Source organism: Paraburkholderia bryophila, from assembly GCF_003269035.1.
GTDB lineage: Bacteria > Pseudomonadota > Gammaproteobacteria > Burkholderiales > Burkholderiaceae > Paraburkholderia > Paraburkholderia bryophila.
Genome location: NZ_QLTK01000017.1, coordinates 88546 through 105889 on the forward strand (window position 1 = coordinate 88546; position 17344 = coordinate 105889).

Consider the following 17344-nt stretch of genomic DNA (forward strand, 5'->3'; position numbering starts at 1 on the left):
TTGCGTGTCGCAGGTTGCGCGGCGCCTGACGGTCACGGTGGGAAAAGCCCGGCAGAAGAACCTGCTGGGCTTTTCCACCGTCTGCGCACATCGCGCCGCGACGCTTGAAAGAAGTCGACATGAATGGCTGATTTATTAAAGACAGGTCCGCGGTAAAAGGATGGGGTCAATGAGATTCATAAAGCGCCCAAATGATTTTCTGTTTCACGCGCTGGTGTTCGTGGCGTCGGCGAGCCTCGCCGTGCTCAGCCTGCTCGTGATCTATAGCGTCGTATTGCGTTACGTATTCAACGACGCGCCCGATTTCGTCGAACCCATCGCGCTCCTGCTGGTGATCGTCATCGCCATGTTCGGCGCCGCGCTGAAAGTGCGCGAGGGCGGTCATATCGGGCTCGATTCACTGGTCAAGAAACTGCCGCCGAAAGGCCAGCTGGTCGCGGCGGCGTTTCAACATCTGTGTCTGATCGCGCTGGCCGTCGCGATTTTCTTCGGCTGCCTGCAAATGGCGGAAGCCACCATGGAAGACCGCATTCCGATTCTCGGTTTGCCCGAGGGTGTGCGCTATTGCATTCCGGTCGTTGCCAGCGTTTGCATTGCCTTGTTCTCGCTCGAGAACCTGCTCGCGCTTTTCGTCAAGAAACACAACTAGAGCAATCATGGAACTTGCCATTCTCGCCCTCAGTTTCCTCGTCTTTCTCGTTCTCGGGGTTCCTGTTTCGTTCGCGTTGGGACTGTCGTGCGTCCTGACCTATCTGTACGAAGGCCTGCCCGCCGCCACCGCCATGCAGGCGATGATTTCAGGCATCAACGGCTTTTCGTTTCTTGCGGTGCCGTTCTTCATCCTGTCCGGCGAACTGATGCTGCACGGCGGTATCGCGGATCGCATCCTGCGTTTTGCGCAAGCCACGGTCGGGCATTTCCGCGGTGGCCTCGGCATGGCCAACGTCGTCGCCTGCACGCTGTTCGGCGGTGTTTCCGGCTCGCCGTCGGCGGATACGTCGGCGATGGGCGGCGTGGTGATTCCGTTGATGAAGCGCGAAGGTTATAGCGCGGCGTACGCGGTCAACGTGACGACCCATTCGTCGCTGGCGGGTGCGCTGATGCCGACCTCGACGAACATGATCATCTATGCGTTCGCGGCCCAGGGCATTACGGGCACGTTGAACGGCCATCAGATGAGCGGCGTGTCGATTGGCGATCTGCTGTTCTCGGGTCTGCTGCCGGTGCTGTGGGTGATGGGTTTCGTGCTGCTCGCCGCGTACTGGCAAGCGGTCAAATACGGTTATCCGCGCCGTCCCGACGGTTCGACCGAACTGCAGAAATTCCCCGGCTGGTACGCGGTGGCGCGAACCTTCGTCGGCGCCGTACCCGGCTTGATGGTGATCGCGATCATTCTGTTCTGCGTCGCCAAGGGCATTGCCACCGCGACCGAAGCCGCCGCGATCGCCGTGTTCTATTCGCTGGTGCTGACGGTCGTCGTGTATCGCTCGATGACGATGAAGAAGCTCTTCCACGCACTCTCGAAAGCGGCGAAGACGACCGGCGTGGTGCTGCTGCTGATCGGCGTGTCGAACATGCTGCGTTACCAGATGGCGTATCTGGAGATTCCGGACGCGATCGAACGCATGCTCGACGGTGCGACCAGCATGCCGTGGCTGATGCTGCTGTACATCAACCTGCTGCAGATTTTCCTCGGCACGTTCGTCGACATGGCGGCGCACATTCTGATCACCACGCCGCTGTTCCTGCCGATGGCGATGCATGCCGGCGTGGGTCCGGTGCAGTTCGGCATCATGATTCTGCTGAATTGCGCGCTGGGTCTCGTGCATCCGCCGATCGGCTCGGTGCAGTTTATCGGCTGCGCGATCGGCAACGTGTCGATCGGCGAGACCACCAAGGTGGCGTGGCCGTACTACCTGGCCATCTTCAGCGCGATCAACATTGTCACCTACGTACCGATGTTTTCCACCTGGCTGCCAAGCCTGATCAATGGCCACCCGGTGTTCTGAGCGGACTTGCATTCACACTCAGCGGCGCTCGCGCGGCGCCGCCAATCAAAGAATAATTTTCAACAGAGGAGCACACATGAAAAAGGCACTAGCAACTTCTGCGCTTGGGTTGGTCGCCCTTGGCGCGCACGCTCAGAGCAGCGTGACGTTGTACGGGATCGTCGATACCGGTATCGGCTATCAGAGCAGTCAGACGTCGCTTGGTTCGACCTCGGGCGGCCGCTCGGCGGTCAAGATGGTCAACGGCATCTGGGCGGGCAGCCGCTTCGGTTTGAAGGGCGGCGAGGATCTGGGTGGCGGCACCAAGGCGATCTTCCAGCTGGAAGAGGGCTTCAACAGCGCGACCGGTGCGCAGAGCGTTTCCGGCCTGGCGTTCAATCGCCAGGCTTATGTGGGCGTCACCAACACCACGTACGGTACGTTCACGGCCGGCCGCCAGTACACCTCGTACTACACGCTGCTGTCGCCGTACAGCCCGACCACCTGGCTGACCGGTGCCTACGGCGCGCATCCGGGCGATATCGATTCGCTCGACACGCTGTATCGCGCGAACAACTCGTTGGTGTACACGTCGCCGAATTTCTATGGCTTCACGGCGAGCGGTTCGTATTCGGTAGGCGGTGTGGCGGGTAGTCTGAATGCTGGCTCGACGTGGAGCGCGGCGTTGCAATACATTACCGGTCCGTTCGGTATCGCGGTGGGCTTCCAGCGCATCAACAACTCGACGCCGGGCGGCGGCGCGTGGGGCGCCGACTCCACGACGTCGAATGCGGGCGCGCAGGCGGGTGTGTCGGGCATCAACAACGGTTACCAGAAATCGGCGGCGCAGCAACGCGTGGCCGTGACCGGGGGTTACGCGTTCAGCTCGTCGTGGGACGTGTCGTTCTCGTATTCGAACGTGCAATATGTTGCGGGCATCAACTCGCCGTTCCACACCACCGCGATCTTCAATACGGGTGGCGCGGTGCTGCACTACCGTCCGGTGACGGCGCTCGATCTGGCTGCTGGCTATAGCTACACGCGTGCCACGCAGGCGAACGGCATTACGAGTTCGGCGCGTTATCAGCAGTTCAACCTGTCGCAGTACTACAGCCTCTCCAAGCGCACCGGCCTGTACGCGCTCGAGGCGTATCAGCGCGCGGGCGGTCAGACGCTGGCGACGAACGGCACCAGCATCATCAACGCAACGGCCGATATCGGCGACGGTCAGAACAGCGCGCCGTCGTCGTCACGCAGCCAGTTCGCCGCGGGTGTGGGTATCATCCACAAGTTCTAAAGCGGTGTTTTGAATGGCGGTGTAGCGCGCAATGATTTTGCGCCTTGCGCCGTGGCAGCGACGCGTTTCAGACACGCGTCGCTGCGCTGTATTTACCGCGCGTGCAATGCGCGCGCAATTCTGGATGGCGGATCAGGTGTTCGTGCAACCTTAAGGCAACCCTTACGCATCCGCGTCCGACCACAAACGTCCCCCCGTTGCCCAGTTTTCGCGTTTCACGTCGGTGAGAATAATGTCCACCGAATTCGGCTCGACGTTGAGCGATTCGCAGGTCGCTTTCGTGATGGCTTCGACGAACTGGCGTTTCTGTTCCACCGTGCGGCCTTCGAAGAGTTCGATATGAAACGTGGGCATGACATGACTCCGTTAAAGAATTGAGGTGACGCGGGCGGCGTGGCGCTATTTTCGTGGCGACTTTCGTGGCCGCTTCAATGACGATAAGCGCGATCGATCCGGTCGAGCTTGCGCAGCAACGCAGGCCATTCGAGCGCGCCTTCAATCGCGCCGCCGTCGTAAAGTTGCTCGGCCGTACGCGCGGCTACGGCATCGCTCGGCACCACGAGTTCCGCGCCGCACGCTTGCGCCTGCAACTGGATTTCGCATGCCTTGAGCAGCGTCGCCATCAGCACATAAGCTTCGGCCACGGTGCGGCCGGCGGTCAGCGTGCCGTGGTTGCGCAACAGCATGGCGGGTTTGTCCGCGAGATGCGCAACGAGACGCTCACCCTCGGCCGGTGAGAACGCAAGGCCCTCGTAGTCGTGGTAAGCGAGCTGACCGTAAAAGCGCAGCGCATGCTGCGATGCGGGCAGCAAACCGGCCGGTTGCGCCGACACCGCCACGCCAGCCGTATTGTGCAGATGCATCACGCAGAACGCGTCGGCGCGCGCCGCGTGCACGGCGGCGTGCAGCGCGAAGCCGGTCGCATTCACCGGATGCTCGCTCTTGCCGATAATGTTGCCGTCGATATCGATTTTCACGAGGTTCGACGCGCAGACTTCGTCGAACGCAAGGCCGAACGGGTTGATCAGAAAGTGGCCCGGTTCGCCGGGCACGCTGGCCGAGATATGCGTGTAGACCAGATCGTCCCAGCCGTTGAGGGCCGCGAGACGATAGGCGGCGGCGAGGTCGACGCGAGTCTGCCGCTCCGCGTCGGACAGCGGCCCTGTTTCGGCGACACGGCCGGCAGGGGCGTGCGTGAAAGACATGTTTGTCTCCAGTCCCATTAAGAGAGTTGCCGCGAGGGATCGATGCGTTTCATCGATTCTCGTGCGGCGGCACCACGTGCGAAGCGATGCCGGCACCATTGCACGCTCCAACTCGCGAGCACGAACGGCGCCGTCATGGCCGGCCAGCCGAAGTAGCTCGCTACCGCTTGCAACACGACCGCAACGCTTATGCCGCCGAGTGTCGCCGCAGCGCCGCAATCGGCCAGCGCGATCGCGCTCAGCGCGCCGTTGAATCCTAACAGGCCCGCGTCGAGCGAACTTGCCGTGGCGCCGAGCAGTACATGCGCCACGTTGGCGAGAGCCGCGCCGATCAGCGCCCACAGCGCATGCCTGCGTGAAGCCGCGGCGATCCCGAGCAGTACGAGCAGGCCCGGCAATGCGCCGGATGCGAAGCCGGGTTGTGCGAGCGCGCCGAGTATGCCGTTCACCCATTGCATTGCAGTGAACGGTTGCGGTGCCGCCGCGGCCGTCACCGGCGCGGCAGTCGTTATCATCGGCAGCCAAAGCCATGTGACGATCAGGAACGGGCTGGAAAATACGCCCAATCCGTTCGCGCGTAACCGGCGCGACCATGGTTCGAGAAACCAGGCTGTCGCCGTCGCGGCGAGAATCGCCACGGCCGCGGCGGTCGCGTTGTCGGCGATGACATTGAACGCGGCCAGACCCGCCAGCGCGCCGTTGAAACCGTGCAGACCGTCGCGCGTATCGGCTTCAAGATAACCGGCCAGCACGGCGCTCACGTTGGCCGCGGTCGCGCCCATCAGCGCCGCGCACGCGAGGCGCGGGTCGGCCAGCAGCCATCCGGCCAGCAGGCACGCGCCGGTGAACGCATTCGGCTGCAGCACGATCTGGCCTAAACTGCGCAATAGCGTGCGCAAGGCGGCGGATTCAGCTTGAGTCGAGGCGGCGTGCATGGTTTGGGTGGTGTGAGTTCGACGACGCGCGCGATACGACACGTCGGCACGTAATGTCGGGCGGCGGATCAGGTCGGCAAGGAACGGAACCGCGAGCATAGGCTAGCAACACCGCTGCGGGCATTGCGAGGCTTTGATAGTGGCTATTTGCGACACCTCGCCCGGTGCATGGACGCGTGGCGCGCTGTGTCGGCGAACCGAAAGCTTTCGCGTCAGGATAAGCAACCGCGGAACCCGGCGAGTACCCGATTCGGGCCGCGCCGTTTCACGAGGAGACAGGCAATGCGTGAATTACGATGGACGTCGGAAGAAGGCGAAGGCATCGAACATCTAACGTTCGACGCTCGCGACGACGGCTTCACGGTGGAAAGCGTGGTGGTCGGACAGCGCTACGGCAAGGCCTATGGGTTGCACTACACGGTGCGTTGCGATGCGCAATGGCGTACCACGCAGGCCTGGCTGAAGATCGTCGGCGGCGGCGAGCTCGAATTGCACGGCGACGGTGAGGGCCATTGGCGCGATGGTCGCGGCGTCGAGTTGAGCGCGCTCGATGGTTGCATCGACATCGACATTGCCGCGACACCCTATACCAACACGCTGCCGATCCGCCGTCTGAAGCTGACGCAAGGCGAGCGTCAGCCGATTTCAGTGGCGTATATCTCGACGCCGGATTTGCAGGTGACGCGCGCGGAGCAGGCGTATTCGTGCATCGCGCTTAATAAGGAGTATCGCTACGAAGGCCTGTTCCGCAACTTCACGGCGAACCTGACGGTGGACGAAGACGGTCTCGTGATCGACTATCCGACGCTGTTCACACGCCTGCCGCGCGAGCGCTGATCGTCGCGCCGGCGGCCGGCTCAAGGCCAACACGCTGCTGCGCGACGAAGCTTTCGATCAGTGCGGCAATCCGCTCGGGTTCGCGCAGCACGACCCAATGGCCCGCATCGATCTCCGTGCGCCGATACGCCCCGAGCCATCCCTCCAGCCCGAGCGATAGCGCCGGCCCGACATAGCGGTCGCGCAGCGGCACGATGAAATGCACCGGCGCATGCGCGTGACGCGAGCGCGGCCGCAGCAGTCTGTCGATGAAATTCGCGCGGTACAGATTCAAGCCGTTGAGCGCGTTGCGCCTTTGCGCGGGATCTGGCTCAGGGCGCACGCGTTCGGTCACGCGCAGCCACAGCGGCCAGCAGCGTGCGCCGCCGGCGCGCCACACCAGTTCCGGCAGCCACGGCAGATGGAAAAAGACAATGTACCAGGACTTGAGCGTCTGCCGCAGACCGCTGCCGAACGGTCGCTTGACGGGTTCATACGCGGGTCGGGACGCCGGTTGCTGCCCCAACTGCACACCATCGCCCCCACGCAGCCCAAGCGACGCGTGATCGAGGCACGGCCCGGAAATCGACGTATATGACGCGATACGTCCTTTAAACGCAGGATCGGTCACCGCCTCCCAGCATTGAATCGACCCCCAGTCATGGCCGACCAGATGAAACGGCCGCGTGCCGCAGGTTGCGTCGGCAACCGCCGCGAGATCCGCGGCGAGGCGTTCGAGCCGGTAAGCGCTGCGCGTGGCCGGCGCTTCGGACGCGCCGGCGCCGCGCACGTCGTAGCTGATGACGCGGTAGCGCTGATCCAGTTGCGCGCGCACCGGTTCCCACACGGCGGCCGAATCGGGATAACCGTGTACCAGCAGGATGGGCGGCGCGTCGCGCGGCCCGCTGACATAGACCGCGAGCCGCACGTCGCCGGCCACGACCGACAGCGTGTCGCGTATCACGCGGCTGCCTGCGCGCCGCGTCGCGCGGCCTTACGCGTGCTGGGGACATTCGCGTTGGTGGCGTCGACGGCGGCGACGAGACCGTCGATCCGCGCCAGTTGCGCGCGATTGTCGTGATCCCACGGATGGAAGCCGGGCCGGAAAAAGCTCAGCCATTCACCGGCAATCCGTGGAAACACGCCATGACGCGGACCGTACAGATATTTGACGACGCGCCACATGCCGCGCATGTGGCCGCCGCGTTTGCGGTCGGCGATCAGCAGGCGCAGGTGGAAATCGAACACGATCAGCCAGAACGTGAAGGTGGTCGCCAGCATGGTGCCGGTGCGCAGCAGGTAACGGCCGAGGCCGGGCTTCAGCACGGTGTTCCACACGTCGTACGAAACGGCCTTGTGCTCGGTCTCTTCCAGCGCGTGCCAGGTCCACATCTGGGCGTAGCCTTCCACCGAGCCGCCGACGCGCGTCGCGTCTTCCAGCAGCAGGGCCGCCAGCATCGCGGTGTAGTGTTCGAGGCAGACGGTGACCGCGAGCTGATACGAATGCGGCAGCACCTTGCGACCGAAGTTGAGGATCGCCCACAGCCGCTTGTCGAGCTTGTGCGCCGGCAGCCCGGCTTCCTGCAGCAGGTCGTTGTATTCGATGTGCTCGCGCGTATGCATGGCTTCCTGGCCAATGAAGCCGAGCACCTGTTTTTTCAGCACGGGGTCGTCGATCTGGTCGCGATAGTTGCGCACGCTATCCATGAAGAAGCGCTCGCCCGCTGGAAATAGCAGCGACAGCGCGTTGAAGAAGTGCGTGACATGCGAGCCTTGCACATGCCAGTCGCAGGCACGTTCCGGCGGCAGATTGAAACGGAGGTCGCGGCGAACCGGCATCATGGCCTTTCTCCTTGTGATCCTGGGTTGTCTGTGGAAGCGGCGGCTTGAGCGAGGCGTGTCATACGCGCCGGCCGTCGATCTGCGCGGCGCGGCGCGCGCGCTTTTCCGCAATGCGCTTCATGCGCCGCGCCTGCATCACGACCAGCGCCTGATAGGCCGCCGGCAAGGTACGCGCGAGCCAGTCGGCGGCGCGTGCGTCGCGTCCTATCAGCACGCGCCGTTTGTTCTTGCGCACGCCGTCGAGAATCACGCGCGCGGCTTCGTCGGCGGTGGTGATGAAGAACTTCTCGAAGTCGTCCTTGCCTTGCTGTTCGTTTTCCAGCATGAAGCCGACCATGTTGGGCGCGATCCGGCTGGATTGCGCGATGCCCGTGTGAATCCCGCCGGGATGCACGCAGGTGGCCGACACGCCGCACTTCATCAGATCGAGTTCCTGGCGCAGCGATTCGGTAAAGCCGCGCACCGCGAATTTGGTGGCGTTATAGCCGCTCATGCCGGGCTGCGCGAACAACCCGAACACGCTCGACGTATTGACGATATGACCCGCGCCCGAGGCTTTGAGATAGGGCAGAAACGCCTTCGTGCCGTGCACCACGCCCCAGAAGTTGACGCCGACGATCCACTCGAGATCGGCGTAATCCATGCCTTCGATCGTGCTCGATAGTGCCACGCCCGCGTTATTGAATACGAGGTTGACGCGCCGATGCCGCGCGGCCGATTCCGCAGCCCAGTCGAGCATCGCGGCGCGGTCCGCGACGTCGAGCACGCGCGTGGTGACGAGCAGCGGCGCGCCGACGATCTGCGGCGCGGCCGCTTGCGCGAGTTGCGCGGTCTCGGCGAGGCTCGCGGCATTGCGGTCGGCGAGGGCGAGATGACAGCCTTCGCGCGCCAGTTGAATCGCGAGCGAGCGGCCCATGCCCGAGCCTGCGCCGGTGATGGCGGCCACTCTGTCGGTGAAGTGCTTCATTGGCTTATCTCCTGTGGGCCGAGTCGGCGTTTCGGCGCTGATTCGGGTCCCATGCAAGCTGGTTTGTCGTTGTCGTTTTTTGGTTCAGGTCGCTTCCACCGACGCGGCGACCGGCGCATTCATCGGCGCCTGCATCGGCCCATGCGTCGCCACACCTACCGGCTGTTGCGCCGGCGCATACGCGACGTAATCGTCCATGCTGAAGGTGCGCGTGGCCTGGCGGAATTTGTACGCAAACCCCGGCCACAGCGTGGTGTTCTTGCCGGTCTTCGGATCGAGGTACCAGCTCTTGCAACCGCCGGTCGACCAGATCGCGCGATCGAGCTTCTGCTGGATGCGCTCGTTATAGGCGCGCTCCACCTGCGGGCGCACTTCGATCGCGGCGGCGCGTTCGGCGTTCATCGTCTGCAGCGCGCGCAGGATGTACTCGACCTGCGACTCGATCATGAACACCATCGAGTTGTGGCCGAGGCCGGTATTCGGACCCACGACCATGAAGAAGTTCGGATAGCCCGGCAACGCCGTGCCCAGATAGGCATGCGCGCCGTCGCGCCACGTATCGACGATATCGACGCCGCCGCGCCCGCGCACCACGCCCGGCGGAAACGGATCGGCAACCTGGAAGCCGGTACCGAAGATCAGGCAGTCGGCCGGGTGGCGCGCGCCGTCGGTCGTGATCACCGCGTCTGCCTCGATGCGGGCGATACCGGTGGTGGTGACCGTAACGTTCTGGCGCGATAGCGCCGGGAAGTAGTCGTTGGAAATCAGCACGCGCTTGCAGCCCATCGTGTAGTTCGGCGTCAGCGTGGCGCGCAGCTGCGGATCGGGCACCTGACGGCGCAGATGCCGCTCGGCGACCTTCTGCGCGGTTTTCATCAGCGACGGATGAATCGCGAAACCGAGTGCCCGCGATTCGAGCATGCAGTACAGCGCCGAACGCATGATCTTCTGCGTGAAGGGCAGATGTCTGAAGAGCCACTGTTCGAGCGGTTTCACGGGACGGTCGGCCTTCGGCATGATCCACGGCGGGGTGCGCTGGAACAGTTCCAGATGCGCGACGCGCGGCGCGATCTGCGGCACGAACTGGATCGCGCTCGCGCCGGTGCCGATCACGGCGACGCGTTTGCCGTCGAGCGGATAGCCGTGGTCCCATTGCTGCGAATGGAAGGTCTTGCCGCGGAAGGTGTCGATCCCCGGAATCTCCGGCAGGGCCGCGCGCGACAGGCCGCCCATCGCCGAAATCAGCACGCGTGCCGACCATTGCTGACCGTTCGTGAAGCTCAGTTGCCAGCGGTGGCGCGTCTCGTCGTAAGTGGCGCTCGCCAGTTCATGGCGAAAGCGCAGATGACGCTGAACGCCGAAACGTTGTGCGCATTCCTCGAGGTAACCGCGGATTTCCGGCTGGCGCGCGAACATGCGGGTCCAGTGCGGATTCGGGGCGAAGGAGAACGAATAGACGTGCGATTGGACGTCGCAGGCGCAACCGGGGTAATGGTTGTCGCGCCAGGTGCCGCCGACCGATTCAGCCTTTTCCGCGATGACGAAGTCGGTCAGGCCGGCTTGCCGCAGGCGGATCGCCATGCCCAGCCCCGCAAAACCGGAGCCGATGATGGCGATGTCGGTGTCGACCGGCGCGGTGGGCTCAGCGGCGGCTTCGTGGGGCGTCATGCGTGCGTTCATCCGATCCGGCTCCTATTTTTACCGTCTTAACTGTTACATTGATGGATGTAACAATAGAGGCTGGTAACGGATGACGCAAGAGGCCAGTTAGATGCCCGGCTCTAGGACTGACCGCACGCCACGGTCGGTCGGTTTATTTCGCCGCAAGCGCCGCCGTGGCTAGGGGGTTCTGCCAGACGGCGTCTTTTACGGCGATTTTCTGCGGAATCAGGTGAGCGCCGTAGAAGGCGTCCGCGACGCCTTGCTGGGAGCGCGCGATGTCGTCGGTCACGGCCGTGGTGCCGTACGGATAGCGGCGCACCCACGTTTCGACCAGTTTCGGATCGAGGCCGACCTTCGGCGCGATCAGCGCGGCGGTTTCCACAGGATGCGCGTTGACCCACAGGCCGGCCGTGCGCAATTGCCCAAGAATCGCGCCGACTACCTCGGGATGCTGCCGGGCGAAGTCGCGGGTGGCTTCGTAGAAGTTATAAGGGCCGTTGAGACCCGTATAGTCCGCCAGGGTGCGTGCTTTCAAGGCCTGCTGCGCGGACGCATAGTACGGGTCCCAGATCACCCAGGCATCGACGCTGCCGCTTTCGAACGCCGCGCGCGCGTCGGCGGGGGCGAGGTAGACCGGACGCACGTCCTCGTAACGCAGGCCGGCTTTTTTCAGCGCTTCGAGCAGCAGATAGTTCGAGCTCGATCCTTTCTGCAGCGCGACCCGTTTGCCTTTGAGATCGGCGACGTTGCGCAGCGTCGAGTCGCTCTTCACCAGAATCGCTTCCGCGTGCTCGCCGGACGGTTCCGCGCCCACATAAACGAAGTTCACGCCACCGGCCTGCGCGAACACCGGCGGCGGCGCGCCGGTGTAGCCGAAGTCGACGCTGTTCGCGTTCAACGCTTCGAGCAGTTGCGGTCCCGCCGGGAATTCGAACCACTTGATGCTGTAGCCGAGCGGCTTGAGCCGCTCGTCGAGCGAGCCTTGGGCTTTCAGTATCGCGAGCAGGCCGGACTTCTGGTAGCCGATGCGCAGGACTCTGGCGGTGTCGCTGCCGCCCGATTGCGCGCTGGCGTCGACGGTGGCGAAGGTGGCGATGGCCGTGAGCAAGGCGGCGGCGACGTGAAACTGAAAACGGGCGTGACGGGTCATGCGGGGAATCTCCATGGCGTGCGAGTGTGATTTCGCCGGCCGTGCTTCGTCGGCGTGGTCCGCGCGCACGCGAGTCATGTGACAGGAGGTGACGTGACCTTGCATGGACGCGCAAACGCCGGGAAACCCGTCGCGGCGACGTTCATGGATCGTCGCATGGACGTGGCGCCCTACCAACGAAGCAATGGAGATTTGAATATGACGGGTGAGGGCAGCGAGAGCGCAGGCCGCGTGAGGCGCGCGGCTACTTTTTCGGCTTGTCCGCTCTCGCCACGTTGCGCTCCGCCGCGGCGCCGTCGGCGGAATGGCCCAGTTTCTTTTCCATGATCGCCGCGACGCGGTCGCCCAGGTAGTCGCCGGAGGCTTCTTCGAGCGCGCGGTTCATTTCGCTTTCCACCAGCACCATGGCGAGCGGCCGCACGCGCCAGATCGCGTCGACCAGGGCGGGCACGTCGGCGGGCGGCGGCAGCGCGTCGGCGTCGTAGCGATCCAGTTGATGGACGACGAGATCCACCAGCGCCTTGGCGACCGCCTGAAAATGCGGCCGGGCGATGCCGACGGCGTCGAGCAGATCGGCGAGCGGAATGCCTTCCTTCGCCATGGTGGCGCCGGCGGCCAGCGCCGTGGGGTTGCCCGACACGAACGAGAGGCCGTGGCGCTCCAGCAGCCCGAGCTCGACCGCCTTACCGAGCGCGCTCGGCGTGGCTTTGTCGCCGAACATTTGCAGCAATTCGATCAGCGAGTATTTCTTCGGACGCTCACGCGACCAGCGCCCGCCGATGGCGGTTTCCAGACCGAGGATCGAACGCAGATCGTGGCCCTCGTCGACCGCCATGATCAGGTCCTGAATGTTCGCGAGCGTATAGCCGCGCGTGAGCAGGTGATTGATCAGCTTCAGACGCGACACGTGGGTGTCGTCGTACACGCCGACCCGGCCGCGTTTTTCCGGCGGCGCGAGCAGGCCCCGATCCTGATACGCGCGCACGTTGCGCACGGTGGTGTCGGTGACGCGCGCGAGTTCGTCGACGGTGTATTCGTTGCGCGGCGCTGGGCTGGCCGCGACGTTGGTGTCGGCGGACGAGGGCGGGACGGAGGGCGGCGTGTTGGGCATGGGCGGATTTTAACGCGGCCGTCGGCGCGACCGCCAGCGCGGCGGTGCGTCACGACCTGTCATGAGGTGTCGCTGCGTGTGATGGAACCAGGCGTCGCACGCCTACGGCAAGGGCTATTCCAGGTAGGATCGAATCAGTTTTTTATTGGCGTCGGCGTAGTCGTAGCAATTCGATCGTAAATCGAGCGCCGTTGCGAACATGATCGTTTCGCACCACCAGCCGTTGTATCTGACTTCGGCGTTTTCATGGGTGGCGCTCAGCATGTGGCCGAATTCGTGGGCGAGAATTTGATGGCTGCGGGAACTGGCAAAGCCGTAGTTGCCGCCCTGGTGCGCGAGACCGGCGGTGCTGCTATTCATTCTGTTTGCCGTGAACAGCAGGAATTTGTTGTCGAAGTCGAATGGGTCTTGCGGGAACTGGGTCCGCACTCGTGCCGTCCATTGACGAAGTTTCTCGTTGGCGTCGCCGCCCGCATAAGCAAAGTCGGTTATACCGGGAAGGTCTTTGTGGATATCGACCGTCATGGTGCGCCCAACGGGCAGCAAGGCTTCAATCAGGCCAATCCACCAGCTCAGGTGATCGTTAAGTGCGACGTTTTTTGCGTCGTCGTGAATGAAGATGGAAAAAATCAGTTCACGGGTATCGCGACTTTCGGCCTTGGCCTTGCGACGTTCGACAGTGGTCGATTCCCGTGGTCCTTCGCTCGGCGTAAGCACGATATGGTCAATGTTTTCACTCGTGTCCTGCGGGGTAAGAACGCGTATCTCGGGGTTGGGCTGTTGGGCGGTGTAGGAGATGTTGTAGGCGTTGGCGTGGGGCGCCGCGTTGACGAAAATATCCAGGCGGTCGGCGTAGCGGGTAAAAATCGCCGGATAGCCGTCGACCTTGCCGCGGTACAGCGCGGCCGCGCCGTCGTTCGAATAAACCAGCTTGACCGGCATGCGCGTGTCGACGTGGATGATCGCAGCGGCGCGCATCGCGTCGGCACGCGCGGCGTCCTGAGGCGGCAGGTCGCCGCGTAACCCGGTCGGCAATCCGCGAGCGACTGCGGCGTCGAAGTGCATGATCGTGGAGGCGACGCTGCTTCCCGCCGCAGTCAGCAGGCACAGCAGCAGGCATACCCGCAACCAGGTCGCGCGAGCCGCTGCGAAGCGTGAACGAGGTGCGTCGACGCTGCACGTCGAGCGCATCGGGTATGGAGATGAAACGGCGAGATGGTGCATGGCGCGCTCCTGAACGTCGAGGTCACGTCGACTCCTTCGAACTGGAAATCGACCCTCTCGCGCGCCGCTTTTCGCCGGCGCCGCGAGTCACCTCAAAATTAGGCGTAGCGATCCAATGCGTCCAGAGACAAGGCGACGCAAGCGGTTCAGGTAGGCGCCTGCGCGACGTCGTCCGGTGCCGTGGCATCGCCCACGCCGAGCTTGCGCTGCATCAGCGTCGTATCGAGCCAGCGGCCATGCTTGAAGCCGACCGCCTTCAACGTGCCGGTCAATTCGAAGCCCAACTGCGTATGCAGCGACAGCGAACCGCCGCTGCCGCCGTCCGCGATCACGGCGACCATCTGACGCCACGGTCCGGTTTCGCAGCGCGCAATCAACGCTTCGAGCAGGATGCGTCCGAGGCCGCGGCCGCGATACGCGTCGTTCACATAGATTGAATCTTCGATCGTGTTGCGATACGCGGCGCGCGGCCGGTAAGGCGTCGCGTAGCAATAGCCGGCGATTTCGCCGTCGACCTCGGCAACCATGTAGGGCAGCCCATGGCTGCGCACCGACGCGAGCCGCCCGCGCAGATCGTCGACGGAAGGCGGGGTTTCTTCGAACGAGGCGACGCCGGTCAGCACGTGGTGCGCGTAGATCGCCTGGATCGCGGGCAGATCGGCTTCGCCGGCGTCGCGAATCAGCGGTACGTTCAGCGGCGAGGCGGCGGTGGCATCGGGTGCGGCGGGCGCGGGGCGGGTGGTGCTCATACGTGTTCCTGTCGTGGCCGGTTGGAATGCATACGTTTGACTATGCCCGTCGCGCGCGCGGATTTGAAGCGGGTCAAAAATCGCTTACACATATGGCCGCTATTCGCGCGGCGAAAACATTAGTTGTGCGAGTACGTGTCAGGCTGTTTCACGTAGCCGCGGTGACGCTTTTGATGTCGAGCCTTGTGCGTCGGACTGGTGTTGGATTGCGCGGCGGCGCCATGCTCATTGCCGGACGGGAGCGAGCTCTGACCTTCGCCGAAGCGGAAGGTTTGCGAGGTTTGGGCGTACGCGCCGGCGGACAGCGTCAACGCGGCGACGAGACAAAGCGACAGTTTCATGAATCCTCCTTCGGAACGAAGCCGCAGAGGATACCCGGTTTGCAGCGGACCGTGCAGCATGCGCCGATGCGCCCGCACGCCGGTGCGCCGCAGGCTTCAAAGATCGAACTGGTCGAATTCGCTTTGCAGTTCGCGGTTTCGGGCCACGCGTTCGTCGATATCCGCCCCGAGCCGTTCGACGAGCGCCGAGAGCAGCAGATTGAACAGGCAGGTGAGCGGCGCGAGCGAATCCCAGAATTGACCGACATCGGTTTTCACCTGCAGCAGGTCGCCGTCGAACTCGCGTGCCCACGGACAGTAGATATCGGTGACGAGCGCGAACGGCAAACCGCGTCGCGTGGCCGCTTCGCAATAGCGGCGCGCGACCTTCGAATAGGCGCGCGTGTCGGTGACGATCAGATACGGCGACTTGAAATCCGAGTTCAGCGAATCGACGTACGAGCCCGACAAGCCGTCGGAATAGAACACGCGCGGGCGAAGATATTCGAGGTAGCTGTAGAACGCGTTGCTGATACCGCGGGTGGACTGAATGCCGAGAATGTAGACGGCGTCCGCGGTGGCGATGCGATCGGCGACACGCGCGAAGGCGGGTGACTGCGCGAGCTGGTAGACATGCTGGATCGCGCCGACTTCGAGTTCGAGCGAATGGGCGAGCGCGGCGTTCGGTGCGGCAAGGCCGCCCGCGTGCGGCGCGGCTTCGCCGGGTTGCCCGGCGCCGCGGCGGAACGCGTCGAGCCGGTCGGTGATCAGCCACGGACGCTCCTGCGCGCCGCGCAGTTCACGTTTCAGATCGTCCAGGTTCTGATAGCCGACGCTGCGCAAAAAACGTCCCACCGAAATGCCGCTGGTGCCGGCTTGCTGGGCGATCTGGTCGGCGGTTTCGAGACCGAGCCGGTCGAGATTGGCCAGCATGTAGCTGGCGACGCGTTTGGAGGTCGGCGTGAGTTCGGCAAAGCGGGCTTCGACAGTTTGGGTAAAAGCGGTCGGCATCTTGATTGCGGCGCAAGGCGGTGGTGGAACGGTCGTCGGGATGATGACACAGTCGACCGGCCGGCGGCATCGCATTGCGTCGATTCGCGCGGGCTCCGGTCAGACTGCCGGCCGCGCCGGCGCGGCGCGCGCGAAGCGCCGCGCGCCCGCCACGCAGGCCACCACCACGACGGTGACGAGGATCATCGCGAGCGGCACCTCTTCATGCAGCAGCAGGCCGGCCAGCAGCAGGCCGAAGAACGGCTGCAGCAGTTGCAACTGACCGACGCCGGCAATGCCGCCGAGCGCGAGGCCGCGATACCAGAACACGAAACCGATCAGCATGCTGAACAGCGACACGTACGCGAGGCCCCACAGCGCGGCGTGACTGACGCCGTCGAACGACGCGGGCCGCGTCCACCACGCGAGCGGCAGCATGAGCGGCAACGACAGCACCAGCGCCCATGAGATCACCTGCCAGCCGCCGAGGTGGCGCGACAGGCGCGCGCCTTCGGCATAGCCCAGCCCGCAGACGACGATCGCGGCCAGCATCAGCGCATCGCCGACCGGCGACGCGTCGATGCCGTGACGCAACGCGAATGCGACCACCGCGCTGCTGCCGAGCGCGGAGAAAACCCAGAACGCCGGCTGCGGGCGCTCGCCGCCGCGCAGCACGCCGAAGATCGCGGTGGCGAGCGGCAGCAGGCCGACGAACACGACCGCATGCGCCGCATTCACATGACGCAGCGCGAGCGCCGTCAGCAACGGAAAGCCGACCACCACGCCGAGCGCGACGATCACCAGCGGAATCAGATCGCGACGTGCCGGGCGGGCCTCGCGGAACACCAGCAATAACAGCAGACCGAGCGTACCGGCAATGGTCGCGCGGGCAACCGTGAGGAACACCGGGTCGAGACCTTGCACGGCGATGCGCGTGGCCGGCAGCGAGCCGCTGAAAATCAGCACGCCGATCATGCCGCTTAGCCAGCCGTTGGTTGTCTTGTCCATCGAAAGTGTCCGTGCAAAGGCGAATGAAGCAGATAGCATCCGCTTTTGCGCGGTAAAGGGTAAGCTACGGATCAGTACAA

General features: G+C 64.1%; 18 protein-coding genes. 4 read left to right on the forward strand and 14 right to left on the reverse strand.

Features of this window, described 5'->3' with window-relative positions; translation table 11 throughout:
- The first annotated feature begins 169 nt into the window (after nucleotides 1–169).
- From BX591_RS22755 to BX591_RS22765, 3 genes are all read left to right on the forward strand, one after another.
- A complete protein-coding gene (locus BX591_RS22755; RefSeq protein ID WP_111933561.1) occupies nucleotides 170–649 on the forward strand; it encodes a TRAP transporter small permease in 480 nt (159 codons plus the stop codon).
- A 7-nt stretch (nucleotides 650–656) separates the two neighbouring features.
- Nucleotides 657–2009, forward strand: coding sequence for a TRAP transporter large permease (locus BX591_RS22760; protein WP_111933562.1), 1353 nt, complete (start codon nucleotides 657–659; stop codon nucleotides 2007–2009).
- A gap of 76 nt (nucleotides 2010–2085) precedes the next feature.
- Nucleotides 2086–3285 carry a porin gene (locus BX591_RS22765; RefSeq protein ID WP_111933563.1) on the forward strand — a complete coding sequence of 400 codons (1200 nt, stop codon included), beginning with the start codon at nucleotides 2086–2088 and terminating at the stop codon, nucleotides 3283–3285.
- 162 nt (nucleotides 3286–3447) lie between these two features.
- On the opposite strand, the gene BX591_RS22770 is transcribed toward BX591_RS22765, so the two are convergent.
- The 3 genes from BX591_RS22770 to BX591_RS22780 form a co-directional block, all read right to left on the reverse strand.
- Entirely contained in the window at nucleotides 3448–3639 is a 192-nt protein-coding gene (locus BX591_RS22770; protein ID WP_035556550.1) for a 4-oxalocrotonate tautomerase, read from the reverse strand.
- A 74-nt stretch (nucleotides 3640–3713) separates the two neighbouring features.
- Nucleotides 3714–4490 carry a class II aldolase/adducin family protein gene (locus tag BX591_RS22775; protein WP_111933564.1) on the reverse strand — a complete coding sequence of 259 codons (777 nt, stop codon included), beginning with the start codon at nucleotides 4488–4490 and terminating at the stop codon, nucleotides 3714–3716.
- 17 nt (nucleotides 4491–4507) lie between these two features.
- Nucleotides 4508–5425, reverse strand: coding sequence for an urea transporter (locus tag BX591_RS22780; protein WP_111933565.1), 918 nt, complete (start codon nucleotides 5423–5425; stop codon nucleotides 4508–4510).
- Nucleotides 5426–5707: 282 nt separating this feature from the next.
- Here BX591_RS22780 and BX591_RS22785 point away from each other — a divergent pair, with 282 nt between their 5' ends.
- Nucleotides 5708–6262: a putative glycolipid-binding domain-containing protein gene (locus BX591_RS22785; RefSeq protein WP_111933566.1), complete on the forward strand. Its 555-nt coding sequence runs from the start codon at nucleotides 5708–5710 to the stop codon at nucleotides 6260–6262.
- Here the strand turns inward: BX591_RS22785 and BX591_RS22790 are convergent.
- The 11 genes from BX591_RS22790 to BX591_RS22840 all read right to left on the reverse strand — a co-directional run bounded on the left by BX591_RS22790 (nucleotide 6237) and on the right by BX591_RS22840 (nucleotide 17264).
- The gene (locus BX591_RS22790; protein WP_111933567.1) at nucleotides 6237–7205 is read right to left on the reverse strand and encodes an alpha/beta fold hydrolase; all 969 of its coding nucleotides are present in this window, start codon (nucleotides 7203–7205) and stop codon (nucleotides 6237–6239) included. The two genes, BX591_RS22785 and BX591_RS22790, sit on opposite strands and share 26 nt — an antisense overlap.
- The gene (locus BX591_RS22795; protein WP_111933568.1) at nucleotides 7202–8083 is read right to left on the reverse strand and encodes a metal-dependent hydrolase; all 882 of its coding nucleotides are present in this window, start codon (nucleotides 8081–8083) and stop codon (nucleotides 7202–7204) included. Before BX591_RS22795 ends, BX591_RS22790 begins: the two co-directional genes overlap by 4 nt.
- A 58-nt stretch (nucleotides 8084–8141) precedes the next feature.
- Nucleotides 8142–9050 carry an SDR family NAD(P)-dependent oxidoreductase gene (locus tag BX591_RS22800; RefSeq protein WP_111933569.1) on the reverse strand — a complete coding sequence of 303 codons (909 nt, stop codon included), beginning with the start codon at nucleotides 9048–9050 and terminating at the stop codon, nucleotides 8142–8144.
- 84 nt (nucleotides 9051–9134) lie between these two features.
- A complete protein-coding gene (locus BX591_RS22805; protein WP_111933570.1) occupies nucleotides 9135–10730 on the reverse strand; it encodes a flavin-containing monooxygenase in 1596 nt (531 codons plus the stop codon).
- Between the two features lie 133 nt (nucleotides 10731–10863).
- Nucleotides 10864–11862 carry a sulfonate ABC transporter substrate-binding protein gene (locus BX591_RS22810; protein ID WP_111933571.1) on the reverse strand — a complete coding sequence of 333 codons (999 nt, stop codon included), beginning with the start codon at nucleotides 11860–11862 and terminating at the stop codon, nucleotides 10864–10866.
- 244 nt (nucleotides 11863–12106) lie between these two features.
- Nucleotides 12107–12973, reverse strand: coding sequence for a MerR family transcriptional regulator (locus BX591_RS22815; RefSeq protein ID WP_111933572.1), 867 nt, complete (start codon nucleotides 12971–12973; stop codon nucleotides 12107–12109).
- 114 nt (nucleotides 12974–13087) lie between these two features.
- Complete coding sequence (locus BX591_RS22820; RefSeq protein WP_146749811.1) at nucleotides 13088–14197, reverse strand: hypothetical protein; 1110 nt, start codon at nucleotides 14195–14197, stop codon at nucleotides 13088–13090.
- A gap of 146 nt (nucleotides 14198–14343) precedes the next feature.
- A complete protein-coding gene (locus BX591_RS22825) occupies nucleotides 14344–14946 on the reverse strand; it encodes a GNAT family N-acetyltransferase (RefSeq protein ID WP_111933574.1) in 603 nt (200 codons plus the stop codon).
- Between the two features lie 119 nt (nucleotides 14947–15065).
- Entirely contained in the window at nucleotides 15066–15287 is a 222-nt protein-coding gene (locus BX591_RS22830) for a hypothetical protein (RefSeq protein WP_111933575.1), read from the reverse strand.
- 96 nt (nucleotides 15288–15383) lie between these two features.
- On the reverse strand, nucleotides 15384–16277 hold the full coding sequence (gene sapR, locus BX591_RS22835) for a sap1 transcriptional regulator SapR (protein ID WP_111933576.1): 894 nt from the start codon (nucleotides 16275–16277) through the stop codon (nucleotides 15384–15386).
- Nucleotides 16278–16376: 99 nt separating this feature from the next.
- Nucleotides 16377–17264, reverse strand: coding sequence for a DMT family transporter (locus tag BX591_RS22840; RefSeq protein WP_111933577.1), 888 nt, complete (start codon nucleotides 17262–17264; stop codon nucleotides 16377–16379).
- Nucleotides 17265–17344 lie beyond the last annotated feature (80 nt).